This window comes from Catelliglobosispora koreensis DSM 44566 (assembly GCF_000379685.1).
GTDB classification, from domain to species: domain Bacteria; phylum Actinomycetota; class Actinomycetes; order Mycobacteriales; family Micromonosporaceae; genus Catelliglobosispora; species Catelliglobosispora koreensis.
Genome location: NZ_KB903290.1, coordinates 136,018 through 160,906 on the forward strand (window position 1 = coordinate 136,018; position 24,889 = coordinate 160,906).

At 65.0% G+C, this 24,889-nt stretch carries 23 protein-coding genes and 1 pseudogene; 11 read left to right on the forward strand and 13 right to left on the reverse strand.

Features of this window, described 5'->3' with window-relative positions:
- Positions 1-156: 156 nt before the first annotated feature.
- The 4 genes from aceB to glcF are packed head-to-tail and all read left to right on the forward strand — an operon-like array spanning position 157 to position 5,487.
- Entirely contained in the window at positions 157-1,680 is a 1,524-nt protein-coding gene (aceB, locus tag A3E1_RS0130705) for a malate synthase A (protein ID WP_026208997.1), read from the forward strand.
- Complete coding sequence (locus A3E1_RS0130710; protein ID WP_020524648.1) at positions 1,680-3,140, forward strand: FAD-linked oxidase C-terminal domain-containing protein; 1,461 nt, start codon at positions 1,680-1,682, stop codon at positions 3,138-3,140. The genes aceB and A3E1_RS0130710 overlap by 1 nt, the downstream gene beginning before the upstream one ends.
- 2 nt (positions 3,141-3,142) lie before the next feature.
- The gene (locus A3E1_RS0130715; RefSeq protein ID WP_020524649.1) at positions 3,143-4,204 is read left to right on the forward strand and encodes an FAD-binding oxidoreductase; all 1,062 of its coding nucleotides are present in this window, start codon (positions 3,143-3,145) and stop codon (positions 4,202-4,204) included.
- Positions 4,201-5,487, forward strand: coding sequence for a glycolate oxidase subunit GlcF (gene glcF, locus A3E1_RS0130720; RefSeq protein ID WP_020524650.1), 1,287 nt, complete (start codon positions 4,201-4,203; stop codon positions 5,485-5,487). Before A3E1_RS0130715 ends, glcF begins: the two co-directional genes overlap by 4 nt.
- On the opposite strand, the gene A3E1_RS0130725 is transcribed toward glcF, so the two are convergent.
- Positions 5,484-5,924: a MerR family transcriptional regulator gene (locus tag A3E1_RS0130725; protein ID WP_245571478.1), complete on the reverse strand. Its 441-nt coding sequence runs from the start codon at positions 5,922-5,924 to the stop codon at positions 5,484-5,486. The genes glcF and A3E1_RS0130725 overlap by 4 nt on opposite strands.
- Before the next feature lie 91 nt (positions 5,925-6,015).
- On the opposite strand from A3E1_RS0130725, the gene A3E1_RS0130730 reads away from it, so the two are divergent.
- The gene (locus A3E1_RS0130730; RefSeq protein ID WP_020524652.1) at positions 6,016-6,843 is read left to right on the forward strand and encodes an oxidoreductase; all 828 of its coding nucleotides are present in this window, start codon (positions 6,016-6,018) and stop codon (positions 6,841-6,843) included.
- Here A3E1_RS0130730 and A3E1_RS42965 read toward each other — a convergent pair.
- Positions 6,840-7,124: a hypothetical protein gene (locus A3E1_RS42965; RefSeq protein ID WP_157631842.1), complete on the reverse strand. Its 285-nt coding sequence runs from the start codon at positions 7,122-7,124 to the stop codon at positions 6,840-6,842. The two genes, A3E1_RS0130730 and A3E1_RS42965, sit on opposite strands and share 4 nt — an antisense overlap.
- 216 nt (positions 7,125-7,340) lie before the next feature.
- On the opposite strand from A3E1_RS42965, the gene A3E1_RS0130740 reads away from it, so the two are divergent.
- Positions 7,341-8,519 (forward strand): VOC family protein, encoded by a 1,179-nt coding sequence (locus tag A3E1_RS0130740; protein WP_026208998.1) that lies wholly within the window; start codon positions 7,341-7,343, stop codon positions 8,517-8,519.
- A gap of 33 nt (positions 8,520-8,552) precedes the next feature.
- On the opposite strand, the pseudogene A3E1_RS46435 reads toward A3E1_RS0130740, so the two are convergent.
- A pseudogene (locus tag A3E1_RS46435) lies at positions 8,553-8,855 on the reverse strand (discoidin domain-containing protein); the annotation flags it as partial.
- Positions 8,856-9,020: 165 nt separating this feature from the next.
- On the opposite strand from A3E1_RS46435, the gene A3E1_RS45270 reads away from it, so the two are divergent.
- Positions 9,021-10,352, forward strand: a complete 1,332-nt coding sequence (locus A3E1_RS45270; RefSeq protein ID WP_245571498.1) for a carbohydrate-binding protein — start codon at positions 9,021-9,023, stop codon at positions 10,350-10,352.
- A gap of 49 nt (positions 10,353-10,401) precedes the next feature.
- Here A3E1_RS45270 and A3E1_RS0130755 read toward each other — a convergent pair whose 3' ends face one another.
- Both A3E1_RS0130755 and A3E1_RS0130760 read right to left on the reverse strand, forming a co-directional pair.
- Complete coding sequence (locus tag A3E1_RS0130755; RefSeq protein ID WP_020524657.1) at positions 10,402-11,034, reverse strand: HNH endonuclease family protein; 633 nt, start codon at positions 11,032-11,034, stop codon at positions 10,402-10,404.
- 236 nt (positions 11,035-11,270) lie between these two features.
- Positions 11,271-12,239, reverse strand: coding sequence for an RICIN domain-containing protein (locus A3E1_RS0130760; RefSeq protein WP_020524658.1), 969 nt, complete (start codon positions 12,237-12,239; stop codon positions 11,271-11,273).
- A gap of 190 nt (positions 12,240-12,429) precedes the next feature.
- Between A3E1_RS0130760 and A3E1_RS42980 the strand changes: the two genes are divergently transcribed.
- Complete coding sequence (locus tag A3E1_RS42980) at positions 12,430-14,472, forward strand: RNA polymerase sigma factor (RefSeq protein WP_040392263.1); 2,043 nt, start codon at positions 12,430-12,432, stop codon at positions 14,470-14,472.
- 66 nt (positions 14,473-14,538) lie between these two features.
- Complete coding sequence (locus tag A3E1_RS0130770; protein WP_020524659.1) at positions 14,539-14,967, forward strand: ester cyclase; 429 nt, start codon at positions 14,539-14,541, stop codon at positions 14,965-14,967.
- Positions 14,968-15,028: 61 nt separating this feature from the next.
- Here the strand turns inward: A3E1_RS0130770 and A3E1_RS49245 are convergent, their stop codons facing one another.
- The 4 genes from A3E1_RS49245 to A3E1_RS0130790 are packed head-to-tail and all read right to left on the reverse strand — an operon-like array spanning position 15,029 to position 19,111.
- Positions 15,029-15,211 (reverse strand): alpha-L-fucosidase, encoded by a 183-nt coding sequence (locus A3E1_RS49245; RefSeq protein ID WP_083929710.1) that lies wholly within the window; start codon positions 15,209-15,211, stop codon positions 15,029-15,031.
- 18 nt (positions 15,212-15,229) lie between these two features.
- Positions 15,230-16,336, reverse strand: a complete 1,107-nt coding sequence (locus A3E1_RS0130780) for an AI-2E family transporter (RefSeq protein ID WP_020524660.1) — start codon at positions 16,334-16,336, stop codon at positions 15,230-15,232.
- Between the two features lie 34 nt (positions 16,337-16,370).
- On the reverse strand, positions 16,371-18,299 hold the full coding sequence (locus tag A3E1_RS0130785) for a hypothetical protein (RefSeq protein WP_020524661.1): 1,929 nt from the start codon (positions 18,297-18,299) through the stop codon (positions 16,371-16,373).
- Positions 18,296-19,111: an SGNH/GDSL hydrolase family protein gene (locus A3E1_RS0130790; RefSeq protein ID WP_020524662.1), complete on the reverse strand. Its 816-nt coding sequence runs from the start codon at positions 19,109-19,111 to the stop codon at positions 18,296-18,298. The genes A3E1_RS0130785 and A3E1_RS0130790 overlap by 4 nt, the downstream gene beginning before the upstream one ends.
- An 86-nt stretch (positions 19,112-19,197) precedes the next feature.
- On the opposite strand from A3E1_RS0130790, the gene A3E1_RS0130795 reads away from it, so the two are divergent.
- Both A3E1_RS0130795 and A3E1_RS0130800 read left to right on the forward strand, forming a co-directional pair.
- Complete coding sequence (locus tag A3E1_RS0130795; protein ID WP_020524663.1) at positions 19,198-20,889, forward strand: sensor histidine kinase; 1,692 nt, start codon at positions 19,198-19,200, stop codon at positions 20,887-20,889.
- A complete protein-coding gene (locus A3E1_RS0130800; protein ID WP_020524664.1) occupies positions 20,889-21,539 on the forward strand; it encodes a response regulator transcription factor in 651 nt (216 codons plus the stop codon). The genes A3E1_RS0130795 and A3E1_RS0130800 overlap by 1 nt, the downstream gene beginning before the upstream one ends.
- Before the next feature lie 194 nt (positions 21,540-21,733).
- Here A3E1_RS0130800 and A3E1_RS0130805 read toward each other — a convergent pair whose 3' ends face one another.
- The 4 genes from A3E1_RS0130805 to A3E1_RS0130820 all read right to left on the reverse strand — a co-directional run bounded on the left by A3E1_RS0130805 (position 21,734) and on the right by A3E1_RS0130820 (position 24,867).
- Positions 21,734-22,078, reverse strand: a complete 345-nt coding sequence (locus A3E1_RS0130805; RefSeq protein WP_020524665.1) for a helix-turn-helix domain-containing protein — start codon at positions 22,076-22,078, stop codon at positions 21,734-21,736.
- A gap of 136 nt (positions 22,079-22,214) precedes the next feature.
- The gene (locus A3E1_RS0130810; RefSeq protein WP_020524666.1) at positions 22,215-22,721 is read right to left on the reverse strand and encodes an Hsp20/alpha crystallin family protein; all 507 of its coding nucleotides are present in this window, start codon (positions 22,719-22,721) and stop codon (positions 22,215-22,217) included.
- Between the two features lie 395 nt (positions 22,722-23,116).
- The gene (locus tag A3E1_RS0130815) at positions 23,117-23,971 is read right to left on the reverse strand and encodes an ABC transporter permease (protein WP_020524667.1); all 855 of its coding nucleotides are present in this window, start codon (positions 23,969-23,971) and stop codon (positions 23,117-23,119) included.
- Positions 23,968-24,867, reverse strand: a complete 900-nt coding sequence (locus tag A3E1_RS0130820; protein WP_020524668.1) for an ABC transporter ATP-binding protein — start codon at positions 24,865-24,867, stop codon at positions 23,968-23,970. Before A3E1_RS0130820 ends, A3E1_RS0130815 begins: the two co-directional genes overlap by 4 nt.
- Positions 24,868-24,889 lie beyond the last annotated feature (22 nt).

A 24,889-nucleotide genomic window follows, 5' to 3' on the forward strand; every position in this document is an offset into this window, starting at 1 on the left:
TGTCCCATATTAAGGGATGCATCCCATTAGGACACACAGATCGACGTTCTATGATGAAGGTTTCCTTCACTGGCATGTTCCCTCATGGCGGTGTGAGTGATAAATTCACCGCCGATAGTCAGCGACAGTGAATCGTTACCATCGTGGAGGCGCCCGATGGGGCTGCACATAGCGGGGCCAATGCACGACCGGTTCGGCGAGATCCTTAGCGCCGAAGCGCTTGAATTCCTCGAAGGGCTCCACCGGACCTTCGACCAGCGGCGCCGCGACCTTCTCGCGGCCCGGTCACACCAAACCTTCAAATTCTCCGGGGGTACTCAGCAAGCCGCCCCCCAAGACTGGAAGGTAGCCCCCGCCCCACCAGACCTGCTCGACCGCCGCGTTGAGATCACCGGGCCGACAGACGCCAAGATGGCTATCAACGCGCTGAACTCCGGGGCCAAGGTGTGGCTGGCTGACCACGAGGACGCGACCACGCCGCTGTGGGAAAACGTCATCGGCGGACAGCTGAACCTGCGTGACGCGCTCGACGGCACCCTGTCGTACACGTCTGCCGAAGGCAAGCAGTATGCGCTGCACGACGGTCCCCGGCCCGCGATCGTGTTCCGGCCGCGCGGCTGGCACCTGACCGAAAAGCACCTGCTCTGCGACGGTGAACGGCTCTCGGGCAGCCTGACCGACTTCGGCCTCTACTTCGTCCACTGCGCGAAACGGTTGCTACGCAACGGTTCCGGGCCGTACTTCTATCTGCCCAAACTGGAAAGCCATCTGGAAGCCCGGCTGTGGAACGACGTGTTCACCTATGCCCAGCAGCAGCTCGGCATTCCACACGGGACGATCCGCGCGACTGTTCTCATCGAGACGATCCCCGCCGCGTTCCAAATGGACGACATCCTGTTCGAGTTGCGTGAGCACGCCTCCGGGCTCAACGCCGGACGTTGGGATTACATCTTCAGCATCATCAAGAAGATCGGGCTGCTGTTGCCTGACCGGGTTTCGGTCACGATGACGGTGCCGTACATGCGCGCCTACACGCAACTGCTCGTGCGCACGTGTCACCGCAGGGGCGCGCACGCCATCGGTGGCATGGCGGCGTTCATTCCCAGCCGCCGTGATCCGTCCATCAACGAGGCCGCGCAGGCGTTGGTGCGTGAGGACAAGACGCGCGAAGCGGGCGATGGCTTCGACGGGTCGTGGGTGGCCCATCCCGATCTGGTGCCGGTGTGCCGCGACATCTTCGACGGCGTACTCGGTGAGCGTCCACACCAGATCGACGTGCCCCTGCCCGCCATCGACATCACCGAGGAAGACCTCCTCGCCGTGGACAAAGGACCGAGTCAGCGCACAGAAGTGGGACTGCGTAACGCGATCAGCGTTGGTATCCAGTACCTCGCGTCATGGCTCAAGGGCATTGGCGCGGTCGCCATCTTCAATCTCATGGAAGACGCGGCGACCGCCGAGATCTCCCGATCGCAGGTGTGGCAATGGCTGCAGCACAGTGCCGTGCTCGACGACACGGGAGCGGTGGTGACCACGGAGCTGATCGACCGGATCGCCGACGAGGAAATCGCCAAGCTCGATGGCGATTACACCGAAGCCCGTGCGCTGTTCATGGAGGTGGCGGCGACACCGGACTTCGTGGAGTTCCTGACACTGCCGGCCTATGAGCGGATGCCCTGATGTCTGCCATCGCGGCGCTGGCGGCCACGCTGCGCCGGCACCTGCCGGGCAGGCAGGTCATCACCGACCGGCAGGAGCTGCGCACCTACGAGTGTGATGGCCTGACGCAGTACCGGGTTACGCCAGCGCTCGTAGTGTTCCCGCATGACGCTGCCGAGTGCGCGCTGATTGTCAAAGCGTGTGCCGAGGCCGGCATTCCTTTCGTGGCAAGGGGATCTGGCACCGGTTTGTCGGGTGGGGCGCTGCCGCACGCTGAGGGCGTGCTCATCGTCACGACGCACATGCGTGCCATCCGGGCGGTGTCCGTCGCCGACGAACGAGCCGTCGTCGAACCAGGGGTCATCAACCTCGACATCACCAAGGCCGTTAGATCCGACGGCTACTACTACGCCCCTGATCCGTCCAGTCAGCAGATCTGTTCCATCGGAGGCAACGTCGCTGAGAACTCTGGGGGAGCGCATTGCCTCAAATACGGCTTCACTACCAACCACGTGACGGGTCTGGAAATCGTTGCCCCCGATGGGGAGTTGGTGCGCCTGGGCGGGTACGCCCTCGATCCGCCGGGCTATGACCTGATCGGTGCGTTCGTCGGATCCGAAGGCACCCTGGGCATTGCCACCGAAGTGACAGTGCGGCTAACGCGGTTGCCGCAAGCGGTGCGGACCCTGCTGGCCGCGTTCCAGCACACCGACGAGGCCGGGGCGGCCACATCGGCCATCATCGCCGCCGGCATTATCCCGGCCGCGATCGAAATCATGGACGCCCTGGCGATTGAGGCCGCCGAAGCCGCTGTCCAATGTGGCTACCCCGAAGGTGCCGGTGCGGTGCTGATCGTGGAACTCGACGGGCACCAAGCCGATGTCGGCGAACAGTTCACGCAAGTCGTTGGGCTCATTGAACAATGCGGTTCGTTTGAGATCCGGCTCGCTAGCGATGATGCCGAGCGGGCGTTATTCTGGAAGGGCCGCAAGTCGGCGTTCGCCGCTGTCGGGCGGATCAGCCCGGACTACATCGTGCAAGACGGCGTCATCCCGCGTACGGCGCTGCCGATCGTGTTGCGGCGCATCAATGATCTGGCCACACAGTCAGGAACCCGTGTGGCCAACGTCTTTCACGCTGGCGACGGCAACCTCCATCCGCTCGTCCTGTTCGACGCCTCCGAACCAGGCGCCGCTGAACGTGCCGAAGAGGTGTCCGGAGCGATCCTCGACCTGTGCATCGAGCACGGCGGATCGATAACCGGCGAGCATGGTGTCGGCGTGGACAAAGCCAAGTACATGCCGCGCATGTTTAGCGACGATGACCTGGAGACCATGCAAATGCTGCGGTGCGCGTTCGATCCGGCGTCGATTGCCAACCCGGGCAAGGTATTCCCGACGCCTAGGTTGTGCGGGGAGGTCCCTGGGCACCGCCGTGGCGTGCACCCGGCCGTGGCCGCCGGGCTAGCGGAGGCGTTCTAGCCATGGCCGACCTCGTCACCCCGGAGACCGAAAACGAAGCCGCGAGCCTGCTCGCCCAAACCGGCAGCGCCGCGGTCGCGTTCAAAGGCGCTGGCACCAAAGCGGACTGGGGCCGGCCGCCAAACCGCCTCGACCTGATCGTGCGAACCACCAAACTGACCGGGGTCATCGACCACGCCGCCGGTGACATGGTGGCCGTCGTGCGCGCTGGCACACCGCTAGCCCAGCTACAGCAAGTGCTAGCCGCCAACGGCCAGCAGCTCGCCATCGACAGCCCCGCCGCGGAGGCGACCGTCGGCGGTGTCGTGGCCGCCAACGTCAGCGGCCCGCGCCGCCTGGCTTACGGCACGATCCGCGATCTGCTCATCGGCGTCACCATCGTGCGTGCCGATGGCGTGATCGCCCGTGCGGGCGGGCGAGTGGTGAAAAACGTTGCCGGATATGACCTCGGCAAGCTCTTCACCGGATCGTTCGGCACGCTGGGCCTGATCACCGAATGCGTTTTCCGGCTGCATCCTCTGCCGGGCACCTCCATCACGGTCACCGCGCCTGTGGACGATCCAGCACAGGTCCTTACCGCGATACGGCACGCGCAGTTGACTCCTAGTGCCGTGGAGATCGACATGCCGTCGGGTGTACCAGCGACGCTCGCGATTCTGCTGGAAGGTGGCGCCGCCGCTGCCCGTGCCGAAGTGGCCGCGCGCCTCCTCGGCCCCGATGCGGTTCAGGCCGTTCCACCGTGGTGGAACTCCTACCCCTGGACGGCCGGCGGGATCGGAATGAAGGTGTGCGTGCCGCTGTCGGCGGTGCCCGCTCTGTCCACTGTGGGCGTGCACCTGCGCGGGTCAGCGGGCACCGGGGTGCTTTACGCCAGCGTGCCGCCAGAGCGGGTCGCTCAGGTGCGCGATGCCGCCCGCAAGGCAGGCGGTCACAGCACCGTCATCACCTCACCGCAGCTCATCGACGAGGACCCGGTCCCGGGCATCAACATCATGCGGCGCATCAAAAACCAGTTCGACCCCAGCGGGCGCCTGGCCCCCGGAACCTTCGTCGCAGGGATATGACCGTGACAGCCTTCGATGCTCACCATCCGCCGAAGCTCGACCTCGTCTCCGACTGTGTCCACTGTGGATTCTGTCTCACCACGTGCCCGACCTATGTGCTGTGGGGAGATGAGGCCGACTCGCCCCGTGGCCGCATTGACTTGATGCGCCAGGGGATCGAGGGCGAGCCGCTGTCGGGATCGATGGTGCGTCACTTCGACCAGTGCCTGGGCTGCATGGCCTGTGTGACCGCGTGCCCGTCGGGCGTGCGCTACGGCAAGCTGATTGAGGACACACGCGCACAGGTCGAGCGGCGTCATGACCGTCCGTTGCGGCAACGGTTCTTGCGTGGCGCTATCTTCGCGTTGTTCCCTTATCCACGCCGTCTCCGGCCGATTCGGTGGGTGCTTATGGCGTACCAGATGATGGGTTTGAAAAAGCTCTTTGGCAAGCGTCCCATGCTCGGCATGACGCCGGCCGTGATGCCCGCCGAACGGCTGCCGCGGCTCATGCCCGCACAGGGCCAGAAGCGGGCGACAGTCGGGATGCTGACCGGCTGTGTGCAAAGCGCGTTCTTCCCCGGCGTCAACGCGGCCACGGCGCGGGTGCTGGCGGCCGAGGGCTGCGACGTTGTCATTCCTGCCAGCCAGGGCTGCTGTGGCGCCCTGAGCGTCCACAATGGACGCCGTGACGAAGCGCAGCGTTTCGCTCGCGACCTGATCGACGCCTTCGACGGTGCGGGCGTTGACTTTCTGGTCATTAACGCGGCCGGGTGTGGCTCGTCTATCAAGGAATACGCGGAGTTGCTCGCCGAGGATCCCGCCTATGCTGACCGCGCGGCTGCGCTGGCGGCCAAGACCCGTGATCTGACCGAGATTCTGGCCGAGCTTGGCCCCGTCGCGGTGCGGCACGAACTCGCATTGTCGGTGGCCTATCACGACGCGTGCCACTTGGCACATGCCCAAGGTGTGCGGGCGCAGCCACGGGCACTGCTGGCGGCGATCCCAAATCTGCGGCTGCGTGAGATCGCCGATGCTGAGATCTGTTGTGGCTCAGCGGGAATCTGGAACATCCTGCACCCGCAGCCGGCCCGTGACCTTGGCGACCGCAAAGCGGCCAGCGTCGCGGCCACCGGCGCCGACCTGCTCGTGACCGCCAACCCGGGCTGCCTCATGCAAGTCGCCGCCGCGTTGCGCCGCACCGGGCAGGCGATGCCCATGGCGCACACCGCGCAAGTGCTCGACGCGTCGCTGCGCGGGGTTCCCGCCTCAGAGCTGATCGCCGCAGGACGGTTGTTCACCTAGGGGGCGCGATGACAATCTTCGTTGCTTTGGCTCGGTGCCTGAATCGGGGGACTCCAGAGCTGATCCGCCTCACCGCGGGCGAGGTGATCCTCATAGACGCGCACCTTGTACCGGATCACGTCCAGGCATTCCTGTAGCTCGCTGAGCTGCTGCTCAACGTGCTTCTCGTGCTCACGCAACAGTTCTAGCCGCTGGGGCTCATTGCCCGCGCCCTGGCGAGCCAGCTCCACATATTGGCGGATCGCCGCCAGTGACATGCCGGAGGAGCGCAGTTTGGTGCACAGCGCCAGCCATCCGAGGTCCTCTTCGTGATAGACCCGCCGGCCGTTGGACAGCCGCCGGACCGGGTTGGCGAACAGGCCTTCGCGCTCGTAGAACCTCAGCGCGTGAACACTGAGCCCACTGCGCTCTGCCACCTCGCCGATGCTCAAATCCACAGAGACCCCCATCACACAGTTATTGAGCTAGAGCCCACTCTAGCTTCTACGGTCTAAAGGTCGCCCAATCGGCAACTTTTAGGGGAGAAGCATGAGCGTTTGGTTCGTCACCGGGGCATCACGTGGGCTGGGCGCGCAGATCGTCCGTGAGGCGCTAAGCCGTGGGCATCAGGTGATCGCGACGGCTCGCGATGCCGCTTCGGTGCTCAAGGCGTACCCGCAAGCGCCGGACACGCTGCTGGCCGTGGCCGCGGATGTCACTAGCCAGGAGCAGTTGAACGCCGCTGTCGAGGCTGGCGTGGCCGCGTTTGGCCGCATCGATGTGGTGGTCAACAACGCGGGCTACGGTCTCGTTGGCGCGGTCGAGGAAGTCTCGGACAAGGCAGCGCGGGAGTTGTTTGACGTCAACGTGTTTGGTGTCTTGAACACGCTGCGGGCGGTGCTGCCGGTGCTTCGGGCGCAACGATCCGGGCACGTGCTGAACATCAGCTCGGTGGGCGGATTCGCTACCGCTCCGGCGGTCGGGCTGTATGGTGCGTCGAAGTTCGCGCTTGAGGGCATCTCCGAGGCGCTGCATGGCGAGCTGGCGCCCCTGGGGGTGCGGGTCACGATCGTTGAGCCGGGCGGGTTCCGGACCGACTTCCTGAACGGGTCAAGCTTGCAGGTCGAGCCGGTGTCCATCGCCGACTACGCGGCCGGTGCCGGACCGGTGCGCGAAGCGCTGTCCACCAACGACGGCCGCCAAGCCGGCGATCCCGTCAAAGCCGCCCGCGCCATGGTCGACATCACTGAAGTGCCCTCGCCGCCGCTGCGCCTTCAGCTTGGCGCGGACGCGGTCGCCCGCATCGAGGGCAAGCTTGAGCTGGTGCAACGCGAGCTGGACGAGTGGCGTCACGTGGCTTTGTCCACTGACATCTAAGCTTCGTCGCCGGCCAGTGCGGCGTGCCACGCTCGCTCAGCTTCGGTGCTGGCACGCCAATCGTCGCCGCGTACCTCCCACATCGCGACCAGCCCGAGGAGTTCCTCGGGGGTCGTGGCGCTAAAGAGACGGCCGTCTTTTTCCGCTTCGTACTCGGCGGTGTAGCCGTTGGCGTCGTCGCCCTCGTAGCTCAACGTCACGGCGTAACCCTTGGCGTGCAACGCATACAGCGCCGGGGCGGCGGTGTTGCCCGCCACCCTGATCCTGGTTGTGTAGTTCACGCTATCGATAATGGACGCAAGTTCGTCAGTTGCGATAGCTACTTCAGAGGGCTGGCCGCGGCGACGAGGGGGAGCACGGTGCTCACCTCCTCGCGCAATGCGGTCGCCGCGCAGCCAATCATTTACCGGCGGGTCAAGTGACCCAAGGCATTCAAAGACAGCAGGTGCGGGGCCATCGGCGCGCAAGGGAGTGCCTGAAGCTCTACAGTGCCGGGCATGACTGAGATGGGAACGGACTGGCGCGTGGTCGATGGCGTGGCGACGGCTTGGTTCGGCGCGCCTTCGCTGATCGAGGGGGCCGCGCTAGCCGGGCGCATCGTGGAGCTGTCGGCGGGGATCGTGGCCGACCTGCGTGCGACAGGCGTACGCGTGCGCCTGGACACAGGCGAGCACGCTGAGGCCGTGTCGGCGGTGGCAAGGGATCTCGGGCTGGCCGCGAACCCGGCGGTGCTGCAGCAAGTGGGCGTCGTGTTCGAGTCGGCGGACCCGTCGGTGGTAAGGCGGTTCTGGCAGCGGGTCCTCGATTACGCGCCTGGGCGAGACGGCGGTTTGGCGGATCCGCTGCGGCGCGACCCCGCGATCCGGATCCGGCAATCGGCCGAGTCACGGCCGTTGCGAAACCGCGTCCATCTCGACGTGGTGCGGCCGGCCGCGGTGGTCGAACAGGCGGGTCTCGGTGAGGCAGGGGGACCCTTCGGGGTGTGTCACGCCGACCCCGAAGGCAACGAGGTCGACCTGGTGCCCGGCGGGGCGCTCGGCGAGAAGATCGGGATAGCGGACTGGCAGGCGGTGTTCAGCGCGATGGCGTGCTACCGCGTCACCTCGCCGGGGCAGCAGCGTGACCTCGTTTCGGCGGCGGCGGCGCTGGCCGTGGAGGCGGGCTTCCCGTTGCTCATCGATCTGCGCCCCGGGCTGGTGATTATCGACAGCGGTAAGGATCAGTGGGAGGACGAAGCTCATGGCCTCGACCTCGACTTCACCGACCTCGCCGCGAACCTGCAGACCGCTGCCCGCGAACTTGGGGCCACCGCGGATCCGGCGCTGCCGCGCTTCGCTCAGCTTTTCCTTGATGCGGCGGACGTCGCCGCGATCCGCGCGTTCTGGACCGCCGCGCTCGGCTACACCCAGGACCGGCGAGCCGGGGCCAGCGACATCCACGATCCGCGACGGCTAAATCCGGTGCTGGTCTTCCAAAAGCTCGACGCTTCGGACACGCAGCGGCGCCAGCAACGCAACCGCGTCCACTTTGAACTCGCTGTCCCCTCAGACCTCGCGCGCACGCGCCTTGCCACGATCGTCGCGGCCGGTGGCCAGCTCCTGGACGAGTCGCAGGACCGATGGCGGGTGGCCGATCCCGAAGGCAACGAGTTGGTAATCGTAGGCGCCTCAAGGTAGAAAGCCCCGCGTCAACGACGCGGGGCTTTCTAGCTAGCTGCCGTACACCTCGAAGGTGAAAAGGCTGTATCCACACGCGGTGCCGCGAGTGGTGCCATAGATGCGGACGTAACGGGTCTGGGCGTTCAGCCCGGTGTTGTCATCGGTGCCACCGTTTCCGCCCGTGATGGTTCTGATCGTGGTCCAGGTAGAGCCGTTAGGTGAGGTCTGGATTTGGTATCCGCTGCCGTAGGCGGCTTCCCACACGAGCCGCACGCGAGTGATGGTGTAGGTCTGTCCAAGGTCGACACGGATCCATTGCGGGTCGGAGAACTGGCTCGACCAGCGGGTGGTAGCCGAGGTGTCGACGGCATTCGACGCGGGGAAGGCGCCGGATTCGACACTGGAGGCCGTGGCGGGCTTGGCACCGGCTGGTTCGGCGGCGACGCCAACTCCGCTTTGTACCGCATCGAATACAACTCCGGCACGTGTTCGGTTCCCATCCCGGTGGCCAACGCCAACGTGACTGGCGGGCCCGCGCCACTGGCCGTCAACTTCAGCTCAGCGGGCACGGTCGACCCGGACAACTCCGGGCCGCTGTCTTACGCCTGGGACTTCACTACCAACGGCAGCACCGATTCCACAGCTGCCAACCCGTCGTTTACCTACACCGCCAACGGGCAGTACACCGCTACGCTGACCGTGTCCGATCCCGACTGTGGCAGCGCGACAGCGAGTGTTGTCATCAACGTCGGCGGGGCTTCGGTCACGCTGACACTGCCCAACAACGGCCGGGTGTTCGCCTTCGGTGACGCGATTCCGTTCCAGATCAACGTTTCTCACCCCGGCGGCCCGGCCGTGGACTGCTCGCGGGTGAGACTGAACTACATCCTTGGCCACGACAGCCACGGTCACCCGATGACCAGTGTCACCGGCTGTTCGGGCACGATCCAGACCACAGTGGACGGTGAGCATGACCCCAATGCCAACGTCTTCGGCGTGCTTGACGCTGAATACACCGCACCGGGCTCGACCGTGCAGGTGCACGCACCGCAGGCCGTGCTGCAGCCACGCACCCGGCAGGCCGAACACTTCAGCAGCCAGCAGGGTGTGACCGTCGTCGCCAAGCCAACGGCCAACGGCGGCAACGCTATCGGCAACATCGCCAATGGCGACTGGATCGCGTTCACGCCATACAACCTCAGTGGCGTAACGTCTTTCAGCGCCAGAGTAGCGTCAGCGGGTGTCGGCGGAACGCTGACGCTGCGCACCGGTTCGCCGACCGGCACGGTCGTCGGGTCGGCAACGGTTGCTCCCACTGGCGGCTGGGAAAACTGGGTCAACGTCACCGGCGCCATCAGCACGTCGACCACCACGACGGCGCTCTACCTGGTTTTCACCGGCGGAGCCGGAGCGCTTTTTGACATCGACCAATTCACCCTCAACGGCGGGATTCCACCAGCGACGAACTTGGCTCTGAACAAGCCCGCCACCGCATCGAGCACTGAATCGGCCACCTACCCGGCGTCGGCGGCCGTTGACGCCAGCGCCACCACCCGGTGGTCAAGCCTGTTCTCCGATCCGCAATGGATCCAGGTCGACCTGGGACAGAACTACAACATCAACCGGGTCCGGCTGGTTTGGGAAGCGGCCTACGGGTCGTCGTACCAGATTCAGACGTCCCTGACCGGAACTGGCACCTGGACCACCATCAGATCGGTGACCGGCGGAAACGGCGGAACCGATGACAACACGGGTCTGAGCGGCCAGGCCCGCTACTTGCGCATCTATGGCACCGCGCGGGGAACCGCCTGGGGCTACTCGCTATTCACCTTCGAGGTCTACGGAAGCTAAAAGACATGCCCAGTCTGAGGAGGCCCTCCTCAGACTGGGCAACGATGCGTTAGCAGGTGCCAAGCATACTGTTGAGGGCTGATTTCTCCGCGCTGTCAACGGTTAGCGCGTAGTACCACTTGACCTGGATCCAAGCGCGGGCATAGGTGCAGCGAAATGAGGACAGCGGTGGCTGCCACTGGGCCGGGTCCTGGTCGCTCTTGGACTGGTTGACGTTGTCGGTGACCGCCCACAGTTCTGGCCCGCCGAGATCGTTGGCATAGGTTTGCCGCTTGGCCGTGGTCCAGGCCCAGGCGCCGGAGCTCCAGGCTTCAGCGAGCGGGACCATGTGGTCGATGTCGATATCGGTGGGGTTAGTCCACGTCGCACCGTCGAACGGGCTGTACCACGATCCCGACGTCGGATAGCAGCTGCTGTTGACCACAACGTTGGTGCCGTCGCGTTTGAGCACCTGCTCGCGGGTGTTGCAGGAGCCAGTGATCGTGATCCAGTGGGGGAACAGGTCACGGTTGTAGCTGGAGTGGTGTGACTCGGCAGCGACAGTGAGGGCGTTGAGCCGGCTCAACGCGGTGCTGTAGGACGGAATGTTTGGCGGTGTCGCGTGGGCCGGTGTGGCCGCGAACGTCAGCGACAGCACGACGGCGGCCAGTGCAGCGACCGCGGCCTTGAACATGCGGGTCACGGGGGAACTCCTGACTGTCCGCAGCCGTCGCCGGACGGGGGTTCCGGCGGGGGGCACGGTGCAGACAAATCGAGCATCCCAAATGCATGAGTGAACGAGTCACACCTGTTACCGAAGTTGGCATGAACGTCACGCGAAAAGAGGAACCGTGGCGCCGCCATGGTTCTTGCCATTGAAGAGATTTGCCGGGCTCGGCCGGCCACGGTGGCACCCGTGACCGGCCGGAGTATCGCGAACTAGTTGCGCCATTCCTGCGCCGTGTTGCCGTTGCAGGTGTCTAGCCGTAGGCGTGCGCCAAGGCTGTCAGGCTGCGGGGTGACCGACACGCAAAGGCTGGTGCCTTCGCTGCGGATGCGGTAGACGGCCATGCGGTAGCTGTCCCAGCGAGTCACCTCGAATTGCCACAGCTGACTGCGGCTGTTGCCGCAGTCCCATTGGATGAGCTTGGCGCCGATGGTTTGTGAGCCCCACTCGGTGTCGAGACACTTGCGCGAATGCAGCACCTTGAGCTGAACCGTTGACCCGGCACCTGTCGGTGACTGGTACCAGTACTGGTTGCGCCCGGCTTCGAAGTTCCAGAGCCAGACCGCGGCGTTTCGGGCCGTCGACGCCCCTGAAACGTCCATCACGCGGGAGGTGGCGGGATTGCTCAGTGGGTGGTTGAGGGTCCATTCCTGGCCGAGGCCGCCGTTGCACCGGACCTGGCGAAGCTTGGCACCCCACGGTGAGATGTCGGTTGGCGCGTCGAGGCACAGTCCACTGTGGAACGCCCGTAGCCGGTAGATGGGCTGACCCCACGAGTCGTTGCGCACGACCTCCGGCTGCCAGGCCTGGTTGTTCCATCCGTTGCAGTCCCACTGCTGAACCCGGGCGAACTCCAGGGTGCTGACGCCCTCGACATCGAGGCAGCGTTTGCTGTGCGCGGCTTTGATCTCCCAGGTGTAGGGCGCGCCCGGGCGGGGATTGAGAAGCCAGTTTTGGTTACGGTCGCCGTGAAATCCCCACAGCCAGATATCCGCGCCATTGTTCAGGGATCCATCCCGTACGTCGATGACGAGCTGGCTGCCGCTGGCCAGCGTGGCCCGGTCGGCCCACAGCTCGGCCGCGGCGGCCATCGGAGCCGGGCCAGCGGCGGAAACGAAGGCGGCCATCAGCGTGCCGAGCCCCGCCCGCAGTGTCCAGCGCATGGTTCTGCTTTGGTTCATGGTGGCTCCTATCCGGACTCAAGTGCGACGCGAGCCGCCGCATCTACCGGTATTCGCGTCCGTGGCGCCGCGATCTAACAGTTTCCGGCGGAGATTTTTCGCCGGCTAGTTGTTAGGTGATCACGGTGTGGCACGAATACCTGACGAAGCGTGTTGTCCAACGTCGATGCGTTCGGAAGGATGGGCCACGATGGACCTCGATATGAGCCTGGCTGAGCGGGCTCGCTCAGGTGACGCTGAGGCGTTCGCGCAGATCTATGTCCGGTACCGGGACAACGTCTACAACTATTGCCTGAGTTATCTTCTGGGCCACCGGCAGGCAGCTGATGACGCGACCGCCGAGACCTTCCTCGCCGTGATTGATGGACGTTTGCGTGGCTACGATCCGGCCCGGCCGCTCGTGGCTTGGCTTGTTGGCGTGGCCAGGAACAAGGCCCGCGATCAGGCCCGCAAGTCGGCGACGCACCGTGAGCTGGAGCCCTCTGAACCCGAGATCGCTCTGCGGCTTATGGCGGCCGCCGGTGATGACGACGTCGTAGCGGCAGAGGATGCCAGGCGCCTCGTCAGTGCCGCTGCCGCCGCACTCGACAACGACGACCGTCATTTGCTAGCGCTCTACCTACAGGAATGTGCGGGCAAACTTACCCGCGACGAACTCGCGGGAGCGCTTGGCCTCGGCGTGGACCACGCGAACGTCAGGGTGTCGCGACTGCGTCAGCGGCTTTCCGACGCGGTGCTGACGCTGGTGCTCACGCGGCCGGTGCCGGACCAATGCCCGGTCGTCGCCGCGCTCGGCGCGACGGTCACCCCGCTGCTGCGCAAACGTGTGGCGGGGCACGCGCGATCCTGTTCGGCATGCGGCAAACGCGGGCGCAAAATGCTGTCGGCACAGGCGATCCTTGCCGCAGTCCCGTTCCTGGCGGCGCCGGCGGTGGTGGCGCGACGGGTATGGCCCGCGGCAGCCGCTCCTGCGGCGTTGTCCATGGTGGATATTCACCTGCCGTCTGCGACACCGGCAGCCGGGGCCTGGATCGCCAAGGCGGCTGGTGCGCTGATCGCGGCAGTCCTGGCCACGAGCGTGCTGGCCGCCGATAGCCCGTTTTCGGTGCCGCCCGGTGTCGCGACTGGTCCCGGCAGGCCCGACGCGGCAGCACCAATCGATCCTGTCCCAGCACCGACTCCTGTGGAAACCCAGACTTCACCGGCACCGCAGCCGACGGTCTTACCGTCAGCCCCGGTCCTTCCGCCCGCGACGCGGCCTTCCGCCGGGGCACCGATGTGGGGGTACGCCTCGACGCGCGAACAGCAGCACGACGCCCCTCTCGGGCAGAGCCTCGACCTGCACACCAACTGGCAGTGGAGCACAGCGCGCACGAGAATCGGTGAAGGACCGTATACCACCATGATGCGCACCGGCACCGGGCGGTACGCTGTGCGGATGCCCGGAATCGGTGCGGCGCAAGGGATAGCGCACACGAGCATCGCGAACTGGGGATACTACACAGCAGACACCTGCCAGCTCACCGGTTCCCGCGTGGACGGCCCCGACCAGATCGTCGAGGTGGCATGTTTCGACGCCGCCGGTGCCCCGAAGAACCTGCCGTTCCAAGTGGTATTTACCCGCCCCAGTAGCGCCGGAGGACTGCTGTCAGCACGGTATGACGCCGCTGCGACCGACAGCAGAGTGACCCGCACAGGGCCCGGCCGGTACACCTTCACGTCACCCGGCGTCCACAGTGGACACGGGTATGCGCGCATCACCGCCGTGGGTAACCAGCGAGCGGTTTGCCGCCCCGCGTCGGTCGCCCCCGGGCTCACCGTCAGCATCGCCTGCGACTCCGCCGGGATCCCGACCGACACCGGATGGATGCTGTCCTACACCGAGCACGCTGGCTTGCTTGGCGAGCCGGCGGCGCCAGCGGGGTACGCGACCATCGCCTCTAACGTCGTGGACGGTGCCCGGTCCTGGAGCACCAACAATGAGCTGCCCAGCGTGAGCCGCACCTCGCCGGGCACTTACGACCTGTGGTACCAGGGCCTCGGACGGCCAGCCGTGTATCCAGGCGACGCTGTGGATGTGACCGCCATCGGCCCGGATGCCCGGTATTGCCGGACCCAGGCGTGGAACTCCTACTCATTCCCGCCCAAGGTTCGCATCATCATCTTGTGCTTCGATGGCAGCGGTGTGCGCGCTGACGCGTCGTTTGCCCTTTCCTACGTGCGTGCCCCGTGACGTTGGGTCTGGAGGTCTGGCAGGTCAGGGCCGATAATGAAGGTAGTTAAGGGGGAGGTGTTAGCTATGGGCCAAGCACGCGACGCCCTAGACAAGCTCACCAAAGCAGCAACCGTGAAACACGACATCAAAGCCGTTATGAGCGTTTACTCCGACGACGTCGTTCTATCCACGCCAGATGCCGGAGAGCTCAAAGACCGCACCGAAATCGCCGCCTACTGGAAGCAATTCCTTGACGGTTTCCCAGATGGCAAATACGAGTACCTCAGCAAGATTGAAGCGGGGGATAAGGCGATCGATGAGGGCTGGTTCGAAGGCACCAACACCAAGCCGGTGACCTTGCCCAACGGCGAAACGATGCCCGCCACCGGCAAACACATCCGGCTGCGCTCATGCGATATCGCCACGGTGAAGGACGGGAAGATCACCGAGCATCACATGTATTTCGACGAGCTCGATTTCCAGCGCCAGTTAGGACTCGCGCCCGCGGCGTAGGTGCCCATGTAACGTGCGGGACGTGATCGGGCGCCAGTCCGTTCTCGAGTTCCGGCCGATCTTAGGTACAGCTGGCTGGGTGCTTCCAGCGCCAGTCGTAGGTGCGGCCGACGATGTCTGCCTTGCCGTCGCGCCGGGGCGTTGCCTTCACCGAGTACGCGGTGGTGTCGGTGGGCCACAAGCAAAAGCCGTCATGATGTTTTGCCGTCAGCACGACATATTTCGCGCCGGCCCGCTGCGTGATGCTGACCCATTGCTAGGGTCAGGCCGCTTCTTCGACGGCGATCTCCTCGGGCTCGGGCGGGGCAGGGTCGCTGAGCTGTTCGCGCAGGTAGTTCCAGATGACAGCGATGACGGCGGCGATGGGCACGGCCAGGAGGCTGCCGACGATGCCGGCCAGGCTGCCGCCGAGGGTGACGGCGAGCAGGATGACGGCGGCGTGCAGGTTGAGGCCGCGGCTTTGGATGATGGGCTGAAGGACGTTTCCTTCAAGCTGCTGCACGGCGACGATGATGGCCAGCACGATGAGTGCGTCTATCGGGCCGTTGGACACCAGCGCGATGAGCACCGCGACGAAGCCAGCGAACAGGGCGCCGATGATCGGCACGAACGCTGAGACGAAGGTCAGGACCGCGAGCGGCAGCACTAGAGGTACGCCGACGATCCATAGGCCCAGTCCGATGAGGACGGCATCGATGAGCCCGACGAACGCCTGGGAGCGCATGAACGAGCCGAGGGTATCCCAGCCGCGCTCGGTCACGGCGGGGATGTCTTTGGCCAGGCGGCCGGGCAGCTGCCTGGTCAGCCACGGCAGAAACCGCGGGCCGTCCTTGAGGAAGAAGAACATGAGGAACAGGGCCAGGATCGTGGTGACCACGCCGTTGACGACCGTGCCGACACCGGTCAAAGCGGTGGTGACAATGCTGCCAACGCTTTGTTTGATCCGGTCGAGCGCTGCCTGCAAGCCCTGGGCCACCTCGTCGTCGCCAAGGTTGAGCGGCGGCCCGGCCGCCCAATCCCGAAGCTTTTCGATGCCGCTAGTGACGCCTGTGGCCAGCTCACCCGACTGAGACGCCACCGGCACCGCGATCAGGACGACGGTGCCGGCGGCGATCAGGAGAAACAACACGGTCGAGGCAGTCGCGGCCAGGGCTGGCCGCCATCCGTGCCGGCGCAGGAAATTGTTCAGCGGCCAGGTGAAGGTGGTGAGCAGGAGGGCGATCACCACCGGCCAGACGATCGACCACATCTTGCCCACAAGCCACAAGACGGCGACGGACATCAGCAGGATCAGCAGCATCTGAAGGGAGATGCGCGAGGTGGTCCGCAGGGCGGCCTGCGTTTTCGCCGAGTTCAGGTTCCGTGGCATGGGACCACCTTAGGAGATCCAGTAAAGAGGACCGTCAGATGAGGCCGAGGACCGCCTTGGCGACTTCGATCGAGGTAGCTTCGGGGTCGCCAGGAACATGAATGCGGATCTCGATGCCGAGCGTGTGCCCGTCGACGACGACTTTGAGGATTCCGTCGAACCATGCTCGCTCGGTGCCGGGGATGATGACCGTGCGGGCGTTGTCGGGCGTGGGTTCGGTTTCGGGCATCATGAACAGTCCGACTTGATCGACCTGCTGGAACTTGGTCACCGGGTCCACCGGGCCGTACCAGGCGGAGTAGCCGCAGGTTTTCGCGCCGTGCGGGGTCAGCTTGTCGGGCAGAATCGCGCCGTCGAATTCCCAAGGCCCGCCCGGATTTACTCCTTCGCGCGGAAAGCCTTTGAGGATCACGTGCGGGTGCGGGCAGTTGACCGGCCAGACTGCCTTCTTGCCGTTGGTGCCAGACCCAGTACCAGGCGGTGGTGGTGTGGGGGTTTTGTTGTCGGGTAGGTGGTAGGTGATGAAGGTGCGTGCGGTGGCGTTGACGTCGGTGATGGCGCGTAGCTGGCTGTCGGCCTTGACCCGCAGTGGGGCGATGACGGACTCGACGATGGGCCGGATGCTGGGGTCGATGTTGTTCAGGAGCAGGTGTTCGAATAGTTCGCGTGCTTTCTGGACGTCGTTTCGGTGCACATCAGCTTTCACAATGAGGGCTGGTGATTCTGACAGGCTGCTTTTGGCTAGCTCGGCGGGTTCTTGCCGGTTTTGGTAGCGGTAACGCGCGGTTTTGTCTGGGGCGAGGGTGTCGTCTGCCGCGGTGCGGGTGGCCAGGTCGTTGCGCCCAGCTGTCCAGGTGACTTTTGATCCGGCCGCCGACCCTGCGGTGCGCAGGTCGACACCGAACGCGGCGGCGCAGTCGGCGATTAGGTCGGGGATAGCGGGCTGGTTTTGGGTGACGGTCAGGGTGAACTGCCCGGTCACGATTTGGGTGTCAACACCGAAGGAGGAGTGGGTGGGTTCGGCTTTGAGGTCGGCTCGCCATTTGACCAGGAACGATGACAGTTGCAGGACCATGGCCAGGACGCCGAACACGTCGGTGACAAGGTTGACGACCGGCTGGGTGAACGTGGTGATGAGCCCTTGGACCGCGGCGGCGGCCAGGTCGACGGCGGTGTTCCAGATTTTGCCGAGGAACCCGAAAAGCCCGCCACCAGCGGTGTCCACTTTGGCCAGTGCGGCCACGTCAGCGATCGCATGCTGAATAAACGTCGCGGCGAACGAGCACACCCCCTGCGCACTGGCAAGCGTGAGCGAACCAGCCTTCGATGTGCCGGCGGCCTTGGCCCCAGCCGCCGCAACGGACCCCGCCGGCGCCCTCGCGGGGTCAGCACCCTTCGCCGCCGGCGACGCAAGCTCAGCCTGCGCCCCGGCCGGTGCGAGAGCACCCGCCTTCGGGGTGCCAGGCGGTTTCATCCCTGCGGTCGCATCAGCAAGGAACAGGGCGATCACCAGACTGGGGAACACGATCCGGCCCGCGCTGGACCAGTCCTGTGCTCCCATCAAATCCCGGGAAAACCTCGCACCCGGACTGTCAAAAGACTTCACCCAGGCGGCGACCAGATACGCCACCGGCGGAACACCAGGGCGCACCGGAACAAGCCCGTCAAGTGCTTCACCCGTGACACCGCCACCATTAGCGGCCTCCACGGCTAGATTGCGCACCTGCCAGCGCGACAACCGCACCACCGGCCCAGCCGTCACCGAAACAGCATCATCAAACACCCCAACCCCAGCACCCATCAGCACTTCAGAAACGACAGCAAGACCAGCCTCACCAAAAGGCAACGCCCGCAACGTAGTGATCTGAGAATTCTCGCGGCTCTCGCTCACTGAGCCGGTGTCTTTGGTGCATCCGCTCAAGAGAACCGCGGCCGCGATGAAAGCCGCGCCCCAGCGTTTCATCGTGGGTCCCGGGTGCTCAGGATGAGTGCGGCCAGGAAGTCGTGGCCGGCCGTGCTCGGGTGGCTGTCGTTTTCGGCGCAGATGAGTGTCAGCTGACACAGGATCGCCCTTCTAGCGTCACCAGGCGGGTTGAAAACCGGTGCTGGATTGGCGAATCCGGCGTCTACGGAAGCCGCGACCTGTGCCATGGCTGTGTTCAGCATGCCGATCAAATGGTCGGCCAGGCCAACGTTGATGAGTTCGACAGTGAAGGCGCCTAGCAGCACGATGTGCGCGTGCGGGGCAGCCGATCGCAGGCGCGATAACGTTTGGCGCAGCCTTTCGGCCAGCGCGGCGATCTCGGCGGGAGCGCGCTGCTGGACACATTGGATGTCTGGGCATGACTCAAGGAAAAGCCGGATATCGTTGCCCCACAAGGTAACGGTGATCAGGCCACGGTGCCCGCGCGGCTGCGAGGCGAGGAACGCTTCGGCGGCGGCAACCTGACTGCCGGTGTAGTCGTCATGCAGGCTGAATCCGCTAGCCCGCCAGATGCAAGGACCGGAGAGGAAACTGGCGGTGGTTTCGCCGGGGCACGAGTAGTTCACGGTTGTCCCGCGGACGGTCCGCGCGATGACGTCGGTGAATCCAGTGAACGCGGAGGGCGGCAGGCCGGCCAGGGCTTTGGCGGTGGTGAAGCCGTAGGGCAGTGAGTCGCCCAGCGCCAGGTGATAGCGGACTGGTGGGCGGGCCGAGGCGGAGCCTGCGGCGGCAACCGGGACGGTTACCACGATCAGCACGATGGCGAGAATCCGGGAAAGGTATCTGTTCACGACATTGATGGTCAGCCGCCTGCGTGGCCGTGACGTCGGTAGTTTTACGCATTTGCTAGATCGGCGATAGATGGCATCCTGACCTCGTGAAAGCCCGTGCTGCCGCCCTGCTCGTGATCGCCGCGTTGCTGCTTGCGTTTCGCATCTGGTACTTCGTGCGGCTCGGCGATTGGCTGTGGCTGATGCTCATTACGGCCACCGTGCAGTACACGGTGATTGTCGCTGGCGTGATCGCGACCCGGCGGCGCCCAGATAGCCGGGTTGGCCTGATCTTGCTGGCGTGGGGTTTCTTCGTTGTCCTTAGAGGACCGGGCACCGCCGAGAGTGGCGCGCTGCTGGTCATCGAGAGCAGCTTGCAGCCCTGGTACTGGATCCTGCTCGCCCACGCGATGCTGACTTACCCGGACGGGCGAGCGCACACCCGCACCGAACGGGTGTTCCTGCTCGTGGGCTATCTGTGGCCGCTGTGGTGGTTCACCGCGTGGCTGTTCGCCGAACCGGCCTGGCTGTCTAACTGTCCCGCCAATGGCTGCCCGCCCAACCCGTTTCTGATTGAGCCGACCAAACCGTTCGTTGACCTGTGGTTCACGTTCAACAATGTGATCGCTATCGGCATCGGGCTCTGGTTCCTTAGCTTGGTTATCTTGCGGCGGCGGCGAATGGCGGCACCACAGCGGCGAAGTGCCGCGCCGGCGCTGTGGGCGACCGGGGTGCTGCTGTTCGCGTACCTTCTGGAAGCGGCGCTGTTCTTGTTCCAGGTTCCCGATGGCGATCTGTGGGCGGTGATGTATTGGACTAAGCGTCTGGCCACCTTCCTGGTACCAATCGGGTTGTTGATCGCTCTGGTGAACACCAAGCTGGCGCGGGCCGATGTGGCGGCCCTGCTGGTGCGGCTTCGTCACGCTGACGCTGGCGAACTGCAGGCGAGCCTGGCGAAATTGTTTCGTGATCCGTCCGTGCGCATTGTCCAAGAGGTCTCGCCGCAGGAGCACAGTGAAGTCACCGACCTCGGCGATGGCTACGTGATGCTGCACCATCAAAGTGCCCGCACCGAAGACCCGGAGCTGTTCGAGGCTGGTGTCGCCGCGGCGCGGATGACCATCGACAACGCTCGCCTGAGCCGGCAGGTTCAAGCACAGCTGGCCGAGGTGAGTGCCTCCCGCGAACGGCTCGTCCAGGCCGCTGAGGCGGAACGTAAACGGGTGGAACGGGATCTGCATGACGGTGCGCAACAGCAACTGATTGGCGTAGGTCTCGCGCTGCAAACCGCTCGCCTGGAGATGCCCGACAGTCATCCGGTGGCCGCGATGCTCGATGACGCGACCGGTCAGCTGCGGCAGTCAATTGACGAATTGCGTTCGCTGGCAAGGGGTTTGCGCCCGGCCATGCTCACCGAACGTGGACTGGCCACAGCTCTTGCCGAGTTGCGCCGCCGCAGCAACGTGCCGATAGCACTTGAAGTCGACACGCGCCGGTTCGGCGAAGATGTCGAGACCACGGCATACTTCGTTGTCAGCGAAGCACTTCAGAACGCCACCCGGCACGCTTGCGGCGCGCACCTCCAGGTCCGCGTGACTTTTTCCAGCGATGAACTGCAGATTCTGGTACGCGATGATGGCCCCGGCGGCGCCGATGTCCACAAAGGATCTGGGCTGCGCGGCTTGTCCGACCGGGTGACCGCCATCGGCGGAACCCTTACCGTGCAAAGCCCGCCCGGCCAGGGCACCACCATCGAGGCGCGCATCCCGGCCACACCCCTCACGCAGCGGAGTGAATGATGCGACTCGTCATTGCAGATGACTCTCTGATCATCCGGGCCGGATTAATCAAACTGCTCGGTGCCATAGATACCTTCGATGTCGTGGGGGAGGCGGCCGATGCTGAACAGCTGCACCGCATCATCGCCCACGAGCGACCCGACGTCGCGGTGGTCGACATCCGCATGCCGCCAACGCATACAGATGAAGGGATCCGGGCCGCTTCGCGTATCCGCCGTGAGCATCCGTCGGTCGCTGTTTTGGTGCTATCGCAATACATTGAGGCGGCATACGCCATGGAGCTCCTCGAGGGCGGCAGCACGCACGTGGGCTACCTGCTCAAGGACCGCATCTTGCAGCGGGCCACCCTGATCGAGGCGATCGGCCGTATCCGCGATGGAGAAGTTGTCGTTGACTCCACGCTCGTTGACGCTCTGCTGGCGGCACCGGCCGTGCCCGCGGCGCTGGAGGCGTTGTCGGAGCGTGAGCGTGAGGTGCTCGCGTTGATGGCCGAGGGCCTGACCGACCGGGGCATCGCCGAGCGGCTCTCCGTTTCGCCCCGCACTGTTGGCACCCACATTCAGCACATCTTCGACCGGCTCGGAATCGCCGACACCGCAACGGACAACCGCCGTGTGCGGGCCGTTCTGTCCTATCTGGACGCCATCTAAACGAGCGGCTACACCAACGCAAAGACACGTTCCTGTGGGTCGCCGACCGCGGCAAACAACGTTCCTGGCGCCAGAGCCGGGTCGACAGCGCGGATCGTGTCGGCCTCGAACGTGTCGAACCCAGGGCCACTGATCCGCAGTCGCAGTTCCAGGCCGGGATCCTCAGTGGACCGTAGAGGGCGAGGCGGTTGCGCTTACTGGCTGCTGCTCTTGCGCTGCAGGATTTCGATCATGGTGTGGGCGGCGGCCAACTGATATTCGAGGCTGACGATGCGGGTGGCGGCATCGATGCCGATGCCGGTGTTGACGAGTTCGCGTGCGCGGTTGGCGCGGTGCAGGTCGTCGCGGCTGTAGCGCCGGTGGCCGCCCTGCGACCGGGTGATTCCGCTGGTGCCCTCGAAAAGGCCTGCTGCTTCGGCGGCGCGCAGGAAGGCTGGGGTGACCCCGATGGCGTCTGCCGCCGCTCCCATCGAGTAGCCGGGGAAGGTGGCATCGTCGAGGGCGGTTTGGCGCTGTGTTGGGTGGGGCAGTGCGGACATCGGGGGTCACCTCCAAACACATGGGAATGTTGCGGTCAACGGCTATCAAGTTTGATGGGCAGCGGCCGAGCGCGGCATGGCTTTCGCTGTGCCTCGCGTGCCGGGCTGCTGCCCTGTGTGGGTTGATGGGCGGCGCTTAGTGGGCCGCGCCGGCCTTTTCCCTGGCGTTGACGGCGGCCGTATACTGGCCGGTTTCCCCTGCGATCATTTTGTGGCCCTCATGCGACCCGATCGCCGAGTTCCCATCGCGCAAAATTTCGATCTTGCGCGGTTTGGCTTTTTCGGCAACGGGGATCGTCAGGGTGAGCACGCCGTCGCGATACTCGGCCTTAATCGCGTCGACGGCTAGGCCGTCACCGAGGACCAATTGCCGGCTATAGGTGCCAGACGGCCGTTCAGAGACCAGGTAGCGCGAGTCTTCCGGATCCTTGCGCGTCCGCTCGGCCCGCACCGTCAGGGTGTTGTTTTCGGCTGACACGTCCAAAGATTCCGGGTCGATGCCGGGAAGGTCGAACCGGCACACGAACTCATCGCCGGTGCGCAGGGCGTCCATCGGCATCAACGCCGGTGTCCGGGCGGTTCCGAACACCTCGGCGGCGAGCCGGTCGAAGTCGCGGAACGGGTCGAAACGCAGGCTAGTCATAACAGCACACCTCCAGATCTGTCCGGGGCCATTGCCCCACTTGTTGCGAAAGCTGTTTGTTTTCAGCGGTTTGGCCGCCGTTAGCCGCGCCGGTTTGGCGGGCGCAGACAGCCGAAACGCCACCAGCGACGGCGGCGGTAGTGGGCCGGTACCAGCAAGGGCATCACCATCACCCCCTTGTCGCCATGTTGTCCTCACAGGAACTCTGACCCAGCCGACACATAAATTATGTACCGACGGGAATAGATTTTGGCAAGTTCTGAACCCAAAATTCTGGTGTCGCGCTACCGGCCGGTTCCGGGGTTTGCTTGGCGATCAAGGAAGAGCCGCTGAGTTCGTGCGCACTGCTACCGCGAACGGCTCGCGCATCACGTGATGCGCGAGCCGTTCGCGGTTCAGACAGTGTCCCTCTTAATGAGGAGAAGGCCAGCCGCGACAGCGAAGGCGGCGGTGTACGCGGCGAGCAGAAGCGCTGCTGGCCCGCCGCTCAGAGTGGTCAGGACGCCGGGAGTCCCATCCTCGCTGAACGCGGTGGCGCCCAAAGATCCGGCTAGGGATCCGGCTGCTGTGCCCGGCAGGACATTCGCCAGCGCCTCGATCGGCCCGAGGACGTTTGCCACACCGCGCAGCAGGTTCTCGATGGCGAGCGCCCAGAGCATGCTCAGGCCGACAGCAAGGGCGGGACTGCGGGCCAGTGTCCCAGCCAGTGCGCCCGCCGCGGTCCACATGGCATAGATGAGCAGAGCCGAGCCAAATGCCCGCACGATCCCGGTTGCTGGGGGCCAGGCGAGCGGTTGCGATTCCGCCAGGGCGATTAGCGTGGCGGTGCTGAAGTTGAGCAGAAAGGCCGCGGTGACAAGGACAATCACGACGGTGAACAACGCCACGAGCGTGCCGCCATAGGCCGCGGCCCGTGAGGGCCCTTGGGTGAAGACGGTTTTCCACGTCCCCCAGCCGTAGCCGCCGCCCATGGTCAGCGCGCCCAGGATCAGCAGGATGACACCGCCGAACATGGGCATCCCCTGCACGGTGGTCACCGGCACATGAGCGGGCAGCAAGCCGCTGAGAACCTGTTCCGGTGCAAGACTTTCCGTGATCTCCGACCCGCTGCCACCGCGGTAGCTGAGGTAATCGAACACGTACCCGAACAAGATGTTGAGCGCCAATCCCACCCCGCCCATCACCCACAGCGCTGGCCATTTGCGTAGCCGCAAAAGCTCGGCCCGAGTACTCGCGAGCAGCCCGGTCATGGTTGCATCCCTTCAGTGATCTGGAAGAACGCCTCTTCGAGCGAGCGTTCGTGGACCCGGAGCTCGTGCAGCAGTGCGCCTTCTTCGACGAGCGCACGTGCGAGTTCTGAGGCAGTGGTGGCGCTGGCGTCAAGCCGAATGCCGTCGCCTAGCAGTTGCACCGCGTCGTCCCCGGCTATCCGCATAGCCACCGCGAGGGCCACATCCAGCGGTTCGGCCCGGACGTAAAGTGAACTGATACCCCTGATGTCGGCGACCGTGCTCTGCGAAACCAGGCGGCCGTGGGAGATGACGCCGACGCGATCGCAGATGTCCTGCACTTCAGTCAGAAGGTGACTCGACAGCAGAACCGTTTTTCCGTGCTGTGCAAGCTCTTTGAGGAGGTGCCGCATGTCGGCCATGCCTGCTGGGTCGAGCCCGTTGGTGGGTTCGTCGAGTATCAGCAGGTCCGGATCACCCAGCAGGGCCGAGGCGACGCCTAGGCGCTGTTTCATGCCCAGTGAGTAGGAACGAAACAACTCGGCGCCGCGAGTGTGCAAACCTGCCCGTTCCAGTGCCGCATCGGCGGCGCTGTCGGCTAAACCAAGGTATCGGGCCATCACCCGCAGATTCGCGCGTCCCGACAGGTACGGATAGAAGCCTGGGCTCTCGATGAGCGCACCCGTGCGGGCAGTCGCCGCCTTGTCGCCAGGCTGGTGCCCGAGAACGCTGGCGCTGCCGCTCGTCGGCCGGGTCAGGCCGAGAAGCATCCGCAAGGTGGTTGTCTTGCCCGCACCGTTAGGCCCAAGGAATCCGTACAACTCTCCTTTTTGGACGGTTAGACTGACTCCGTCGGCAACAGCCCGCTCGCCGTACTTCTTGGTTAGGCCTTCGGTGGTAACGACTGTTTCGGTCATGGCGAAAGCGTCGCAATTGGCG

Excerpts from the sequence above, each read along its gene's own strand:
- aceB (WP_026208997.1), top strand. The coding sequence starts at position 157 with ATGGGGCTGCACATAGCGGGGCCAATGCACGACCGGTTCGGCGAGATC.
- A3E1_RS0130710 (WP_020524648.1), top strand. The coding sequence starts at position 1,680 with ATGTCTGCCATCGCGGCGCTGGCGGCCACGCTGCGCCGGCACCTGCCG.
- A3E1_RS0130715 (WP_020524649.1), top strand. The coding sequence starts at position 3,143 with ATGGCCGACCTCGTCACCCCGGAGACCGAAAACGAAGCCGCGAGCCTG.
- glcF (WP_020524650.1), top strand. The coding sequence starts at position 4,201 with ATGACCGTGACAGCCTTCGATGCTCACCATCCGCCGAAGCTCGACCTC.
- A3E1_RS0130730 (WP_020524652.1), top strand. The coding sequence starts at position 6,016 with ATGAGCGTTTGGTTCGTCACCGGGGCATCACGTGGGCTGGGCGCGCAG.
- A3E1_RS0130740 (WP_026208998.1), top strand. The coding sequence starts at position 7,341 with ATGACTGAGATGGGAACGGACTGGCGCGTGGTCGATGGCGTGGCGACG.
- A3E1_RS0130760 (WP_020524658.1), bottom strand. The coding sequence starts at position 12,239 with ATGAACCAAAGCAGAACCATGCGCTGGACACTGCGGGCGGGGCTCGGC.
- A3E1_RS42980 (WP_040392263.1), top strand. The coding sequence starts at position 12,430 with ATGGACCTCGATATGAGCCTGGCTGAGCGGGCTCGCTCAGGTGACGCT.
- A3E1_RS0130770 (WP_020524659.1), top strand. The coding sequence starts at position 14,539 with ATGGGCCAAGCACGCGACGCCCTAGACAAGCTCACCAAAGCAGCAACC.
- A3E1_RS0130780 (WP_020524660.1), bottom strand. The coding sequence starts at position 16,336 with ATGCCACGGAACCTGAACTCGGCGAAAACGCAGGCCGCCCTGCGGACC.
- A3E1_RS0130785 (WP_020524661.1), bottom strand. The coding sequence starts at position 18,299 with ATGAAACGCTGGGGCGCGGCTTTCATCGCGGCCGCGGTTCTCTTGAGC.
- A3E1_RS0130800 (WP_020524664.1), top strand. The coding sequence starts at position 20,889 with ATGCGACTCGTCATTGCAGATGACTCTCTGATCATCCGGGCCGGATTA.
- A3E1_RS0130805 (WP_020524665.1), bottom strand. The coding sequence starts at position 22,078 with ATGTCCGCACTGCCCCACCCAACACAGCGCCAAACCGCCCTCGACGAT.
- A3E1_RS0130810 (WP_020524666.1), bottom strand. The coding sequence starts at position 22,721 with ATGACTAGCCTGCGTTTCGACCCGTTCCGCGACTTCGACCGGCTCGCC.
- A3E1_RS0130815 (WP_020524667.1), bottom strand. The coding sequence starts at position 23,971 with ATGACCGGGCTGCTCGCGAGTACTCGGGCCGAGCTTTTGCGGCTACGC.
- A3E1_RS0130820 (WP_020524668.1), bottom strand. The coding sequence starts at position 24,867 with ATGACCGAAACAGTCGTTACCACCGAAGGCCTAACCAAGAAGTACGGC.